At 63.8% G+C, this 6,531-nt stretch carries 5 protein-coding genes and 1 pseudogene; 4 read left to right on the forward strand and 2 right to left on the reverse strand.

Features of this window, described 5'->3' with window-relative positions:
* Positions 1-28 precede the first annotated feature (28 nt).
* The 3 genes from HNQ81_RS13015 (at position 29) to HNQ81_RS13025 (ending at position 5,361) form a co-directional block, all read left to right on the forward strand.
* Positions 29-2,584: a TIGR03960 family B12-binding radical SAM protein gene (locus tag HNQ81_RS13015; protein WP_183351737.1), complete on the forward strand. Its 2,556-nt coding sequence runs from the start codon at positions 29-31 to the stop codon at positions 2,582-2,584.
* 91 nt (positions 2,585-2,675) lie between these two features.
* The gene (locus tag HNQ81_RS13020; protein WP_183351738.1) at positions 2,676-4,019 is read left to right on the forward strand and encodes a TrpB-like pyridoxal phosphate-dependent enzyme; all 1,344 of its coding nucleotides are present in this window, start codon (positions 2,676-2,678) and stop codon (positions 4,017-4,019) included.
* A gap of 49 nt (positions 4,020-4,068) precedes the next feature.
* On the forward strand, positions 4,069-5,361 hold the full coding sequence (locus HNQ81_RS13025; RefSeq protein ID WP_183351739.1) for a D-alanyl-D-alanine carboxypeptidase/D-alanyl-D-alanine-endopeptidase: 1,293 nt from the start codon (positions 4,069-4,071) through the stop codon (positions 5,359-5,361).
* Here HNQ81_RS13025 and HNQ81_RS13030 read toward each other — a convergent pair.
* Positions 5,358-5,633, reverse strand: a complete 276-nt coding sequence (locus HNQ81_RS13030) for a helix-turn-helix domain-containing protein (RefSeq protein WP_183351740.1) — start codon at positions 5,631-5,633, stop codon at positions 5,358-5,360. The two genes, HNQ81_RS13025 and HNQ81_RS13030, sit on opposite strands and share 4 nt — an antisense overlap.
* Positions 5,634-5,637: 4 nt before the next feature.
* Positions 5,638-5,895 (reverse strand): annotated as a pseudogene (locus tag HNQ81_RS13035) (type II toxin-antitoxin system RelE/ParE family toxin); the annotation flags it as partial.
* A gap of 130 nt (positions 5,896-6,025) precedes the next feature.
* Between HNQ81_RS13035 and HNQ81_RS13040 the strand changes: the two are divergent.
* On the forward strand, positions 6,026-6,531 hold a 506-nt coding region (locus HNQ81_RS13040), incomplete at its 3' end, for an IS1595 family transposase (protein ID WP_183351741.1).

Consider the following 6,531-nt stretch of genomic DNA (forward strand, 5'->3'; position numbering starts at 1 on the left):
GGCCGCACCGCTACCAGAGACTTCGCCGATGATCGACACCACCAGCTTTTCCACCATCACCCGGCCCGGCCGCTATCTCGGCGAGGAGTACAACGCCGTCACCAAAGCGGCGGCGACGGTCGAGCTCAGCTGCGCCCTGATCTTTCCCGATCTCTACGAGGTCGGGATGTCGCACCAGGGCCTGCAGATCCTCTACCACATCCTCAACCGCGAGCCCGACATCGTCGCCGAGCGCTGCTACTGCCCCGATCTCGACTGCGAGCAACTGCTGCGCCGGCAGGGCCGGCCGCTGACGACTCTCGAATCGGCCCGCCCGCTCGCCGCTTTCGACCTCATCGGCATCACCCTGCCCTACGAGCTGTGCGCCACCAACATCCTCACCGTCCTTGACCTGGCCGGCATCCCCCTGCCGGCGACGGACCGCGACGCAAGCCAGCCGCTGATTATCGGCGGCGGGGCCGGGGCGATGAACCCGGAGCCGGTCGCCGACTTTTTCGACGCCATCCTCCTCGGCGACGGCGAGGAGGCGATCGTCGACATCGCCCGGCTGCTGATCGCGGCCAAACGGCAGCGGACCGGCAAAAAAGAACTGCTCCAGCGGTTGGCCGCGATCGCCGGGGTCTACGTCCCCTCGCTGTACACCCCGGAATACGATCACCGCGGCCGCATCGTCGCGATCCGGGCAAACCCGGCGGCGCCGGCGGCGATCCGTCGTCGGGTGCTGCCCGATCTCGACGCCATCGATCACCTGCTGGCCCCGATCGTCCCCAACGCCAAGATCATCCATGACCGCCTCAGCATCGAGATCGCCCGCGGCTGCAGCCGCGGCTGCCGCTTCTGCCAGGCCGGGATGACCTACCGCCCGGTGCGCGAGCGTACCCCGGAGGTCATCATGGAGCTGGCCGAGGCCGGCATCGCCAACTCCGGCTTCGAGGAACTGGCGCTGCTGTCGCTGTCGACCGGCGACTATTCCTGCATCGAGCAGGTCCTGCCGCGGCTGATGGACCGGTTCGCCGACGATTGCGTGTCGGTGTCGATGCCGTCGATGCGGGTCGGCACCCTCAGCCCGGCGATCATGGACCAGATCAAGCGGGTGCGCAAGACCGGCTTCACCCTCGCCCCCGAGGCCGGCAGCGACCGGCTGCGGCGGGTCATCAACAAGGGCATCACCGAGGACGATCTCCTTGCCACCTGCGGTCACGCCTTCGCCCTGGGGTGGAAAGTGATGAAATTCTACTTCATGATCGGGCTGCCGACCGAGACCGACGCCGATATCCAGGCGATCATCGACCTGGTGCGCAAGGTCAAGAAAGAGGGGGACCGCGACGGCCGCGGGCGGCGCCAGCTCAACGTCAGCATCGGCACCTTCGTCCCCAAGCCCCACACCCCGTTCCAGTGGGAGAAGCAGATGAGCATGAACGAAAGCCGCACGGTCATCAACCACCTGCGGGAATGGCTGCCCAGGGGCTGCACCCTGAAATGGCACGACCCGCGGATGAGCTATCTCGAAGGGGTCTTCTCCCGCGGCGACCGCCGCCTCGCCGCCCTGATCCGCCTGGCCTGGGAGAACGGGGCCCGGCTCGACGGCTGGTCCGATCATTTCGATCTGGCGATCTGGCAGCAGGCCGCCGAAAAGCTGGGCCTGGATCTCGACGACTACCTGCGCGAGCGCGGCGACGACGAGATCCTGCCCTGGCGCCACCTCCACAGCGGCGTCGACGACCGCTTCCTCCGGGCCGAACGACAGCGGGCCTTTCAGGAGAGCTACACCCCCGACTGCCGCTACCACGACTGCCAGGGCTGCGGCCTCTGCGACTTCGAGATTATCCGCCCGGTCGTCATCGACCGCGACCGCTTCACCGCCGGGCCGGAAGATCCCGCCCCGCCGGCCCCGCCCGCCCCGGCCGCAGGCCGCCGCGACCGGCCGGCCCACGCCGAGGCCCATCACCGCTACCTCGTGACCTACTCCCGCCGCGGCCGCATCTGTTATCTCGGCCATCTCGAGATCCTGCGCCTGCTCTTCCGCACCCTGCGCCGGGCCGGGATCGCCACCAACTTCACCAAGGGCTTCAACCCGACGCCGAAGGTCTCCTTCGGCCCGGCCCTGCCGGTCGGCACCGAGAGCGTCGCCGAATTCCTGATCATGGATCTGCCGGCGCCGCTGGCCGATCCGGCGACGGCGCTGGCCCGGCTCAACGACAAGCTGCCGCCCGGCCTGACCGTCACCGCCATCACCCGGCAGCAGGGGGCCATTGCCGCCGATATCGAGTCGGCCTACAGCGTGACCCTGCCCCGGCCGCTGACCGCCGACGACCGGCGGCGGCTGGAGGCCTTCGCCGCCGGCGGCGAATACCGGGTCGTCAAGGTTCGCAAGGGCCGGGAGCAGACGGTCGACATCCGGCCGCTGGTCACTGCGCTGCGGCCGACCGGGGCGGACTCCATCGAACTGCGCCTCCTCAGCCTCAGCGGCCGGCCCGGGATCAAGCCGGTCGAGGCGCTGCAGGCCATCCTCGGCCTCGACCCGGCGACGGCCCTGGGCCTTACGATCCTCAAAACGGCCTGGCGGCCGGCCGAAAACGCATAAGCTGTTGCCCGGATCGGTCCGGCTGTGGTAGAAAATGGCATTGTCCGTCAGGCGCCGCGCTCCTCAACGTCTCATACTGGAAGGAGGTTCCATGCAGAAGAAGATCTTGCTCCGCGATGATGAAATCCCCCGTCAATGGTACAACGTTGTCCCCGATATCCCGGGTGGCCTGAAACCGCCGCTCGACCCCGAAACCAGCCAGCCGATGGGCCCGGACAAGCTGTCGGCGATCTTCCCGATGGGCCTGCTGGAGCAGGAGATGTCGGACCAGCGCTATATCGACATCCCCGACGAGGTCCGGGAGATCTACACGATCTGGCGGGCGACGCCGCTGGTCCGGGCCACCAACCTCGAAAAGGCCCTCGGCACCAGGGCCAGAATCTACTTCAAGAACGAGAGCGTGTCGCCGGTCGGCTCGCACAAGACCAACAGCGCCGTGCCCCAGGCCTACTTCAACAAGCGGGAAGGGGTGAAGCGGCTGACGACCGAGACCGGCGCCGGCCAGTGGGGCTGCGCCCTGTCGTTTGCCACCAGCAAGTTCGATATCGAGTGCAAGGTCTACATGGTCCGGGTGTCCTACGACCAGAAACCGTACCGCAAGTCGATGATGCACACCTACGGCGCCGAGATCGTCCCCAGCCCGAGCACCGAGACCCAGGTCGGCCGCCGGATCCTGGCCGAATACCCGGACACCCCGGGCTCGCTCGGCATCGCCATCTCCGAGGCCCTGGAGGACGCCTTCGCCCGCGACGACACCAAATACGCCCTCGGTTCGGTCCTCAACCACACGATCCTCCACCAGTCGATCATCGGCCTCGAGGCCAAGAAGCAGATGGAGCTCGCCGGCGACTACCCCGACATCATCATCGGCTGCTGCGGCGGCGGCTCCAACTTCGCCGGCATCGCCACCCCGTACATCCCCGACTACCTCGAGGGCAAAAAGATCCGCTTCATCGGCGTCGAGCCGGCCTCCTGCCCGTCGCTGACGATGGGCAAACTGGCCTACGACTTCGGCGACGTCGCCAAGACCACGCCGCTGCTCTACATGTACACCCTCGGCCACGACTTCATCCCCCCCGGGATCCACGCCGGCGGCCTGCGCTACCACGGGATGTCGCCGATCGTCTCGGCGCTGGTGCGCGAGAATATCATCGAACCGATGAGCGTCCACCAGCTCGAATGCTTCGAGGCCGGCGTCCTGTTCGCCAGGACCGAGGGCATCATCCCGGCACCGGAGACCTGCCACGCGATCCGCGCCGCGATCATCGAGGCGACCCGCGATCTCAACGAGCCGAAGACCATCCTCTTCAACTTCTCCGGCCACGGCCTGATCGACATGGCCTCGTACGACAAGTTCTATGCCGGTGAGCTGCAGAACTTCGACTATCCGGAAGAGGCCCTCGCCAGATCATTGGCCAACCTGCCCAAGATCTGAACCTTCCCGCCCTCCCGCCGCAGACGGCGGGAGGGCCTCCCCTGCCCCCATGTCCGTGGCCAGCCACTCCCTGCCCCTGCCTGTCGTCGTCCTCGCCTGCCTGCTGGCGTTCACCCCGGCGCCGGCGGCGGGGAGGGCAAACGAGCTGGTTTCCCACGGCGGCTACGCCGTCACCAGGGAAGGCCGGGTGCTGGAAGCGCGCGCCCTCGACTCCGCCTTCGTCCCGGCCTCGACGATCAAGCTGGTGACCGGCCTCGCCGCCCTGCAGCTCCTCGGCCCGGACTACCGCTTCACCACGACCTTCTTCGTCAAGGACCGCACCCTCTATATCCGCGGCTCCGGCGATCCGGGGCTGACCAGCGCCACCGTCGCCGCGATCGCCGCCGATCTCGCCCGCCTGGGGCTGGAGGAGGTCGGCGATATCGCCCTCGACGCGAGCGCCTTCGCCCTGAGCGGCAAGGCCGACGGCGCCGAAGGTTCGGCCAACCCCTACGACACCGCCAACGGCGCCCTGGCGGTCAACTACAACGCGGTGGCGATCACGGTAGGGGCCGACGGCCGGATCCTGCCCGGCGAAGAAGAGACCCCGCTGCTGCCGCTGATGACGGAGATCGGCCGGCAGCTGGGGCCGGGCACCCACCGGGTCAACCCCGACGCCTTTATCGATGGCGCCGCCCTCTCCCCGACCCTGCGCTACACCGGCGAGCTGTTCCAGGTCATGCTCGAACGCCAGGGGATCAGGGTCGGCGGCCGGATCATCGCCGCCGCGGTTCCCTCCGGACTCCAGCCCCTCCACTTCCACACCTCGCCGCAGACGGTCGCCGACCTGGTCCGGGCCTGCCTCCACTACTCCAGCAACTTCATCGCCAATCAGCTGTTCCTGACCTGCGGCGCCGTCAGTCTCGGCTGGCCGGCGACCTGGGACAAGGGCCGGCAGGCGCTGCGGGCCCACATCGCCACGACCTGGCCCCGGCACCGCCGGGCCATCACGATGGTCGAGGGCTCGGGCCTGTCGCGCCGCACCCGCATCACCCCGGCGGCGATGCTTGCAGTGCTCCACAGCTTCAAGCCGTACAGCCACCTGCTGAGAGCGAAGGACGGCGTCCCGCTGAAGACCGGCTCCCTTGCCGGGGTCCACTGCTACGCCGGCTACTTCCGCCGCGGCGCTGATCTCGACCCCTTCGTCATCCTCCTCAACCAGCCCGACAACAACCGCGATCCGCTCCTGGCCCGGCTGCAGCGGCGGCATTCCGCCCCTCGCTCAGCCGCTGTCAGAAAATACCAAAAAAAATCCTCCTTTGTGGCCGGAGGATTTGAAGAGAAAAAAATAATGGAAGATTAAACCAAAGAAACTTCTATACGCCTGCCAAGTGCTTTGGCAAATTTCTCAAGTGTAGAGAGGCGGATATCCGTCGCGTGATTTTCCATTCTGGAAATAACAGACTTGGTAGTTTTCAGCTCACGAGCAATTTGTTCTTGTGTAATCCCGGCTTCTTTCCTGGCTTGTTTCAACAGAACACCAAGTTTGAATGTTTCAAATCTTTCATCATACTCTTTCCAAAAATCCGGGTCTTGTTGCTTCCGTTTTGCAATATATTTTTTCAAATCACTCATGAGGTCATCTCCTTGAGAAATAGTCTTTCTTTCTCTGTTCAGCTATCTTGATCTCGTTGCTCGGAGTTTTTTGCGCTTTCTTTGTAAAGGCATGATTTAAAATAATTAATTCATAACCATCAAAAAAACCAAGGAACCTGAAAATATTGTTACCAAGCTGAACCCTTACCTCCCAGAGGTCGTCAGTCGACTCCAGCTTTTTAAAGAATTTCGTTGGTACAAAGTCCATGGTTTCAACCAACTGAAGAACAAAGAACACCTTTTCAACCTGCTTATTGGAATCTGATTACCACTGAAGTTCAGCCTCGACAGATTTATCAGTGGTAGGACGCTATCTGTCCTACCGACCATGGTAAAATACTCCCTAAGAACAACCACAAGAGGAGAATGCCATGGCAAAAAACAAAATTCAGTTCCAAAAAGGGTTAAGCTTGACCGCATTTCTCTCGCAATATGGCACTGAAAAACAATGCCGGGAGGCCTTGTTCAGAATGCGCTGGCCCCGGGGTTTTCAATGCCCGAAGTGCGGCCATCCGGGATATTGCGAGATTCGTGACCGCAAAGTCTACCAATGCTATAAGTGTCATGCCCAGACCTCTCTGATTCAGGGGACCATCTTTGCCAGCACCAAACTCCCACTGAGGCTCTGGCTTATGGGCATTTATCTGGTCACACAGGCAAAAGATGGCATCTCTTCGCTCAATCTGGCCAGGACCGTCGGGATCTCCGCCAATACCGCCTTACGAATGAAACACAAGCTGCAGCAGGTCATGAAAAACCGAGATGATTGCAAGTCCTTGAAAGGACTGCTCCTCATCGACGATGCGTATTGGGGCGGTAAAAAGCGAGACGGCAAAAGAGGTCGCGGCGCTACCGGCAAGGTGCCACTTGTGGCTGC

Source organism: Desulfoprunum benzoelyticum, from assembly GCF_014201505.1.
GTDB classification, from domain to species: Bacteria; Desulfobacterota; Desulfobulbia; order Desulfobulbales; family Desulfocapsaceae; genus Desulfoprunum; species Desulfoprunum benzoelyticum.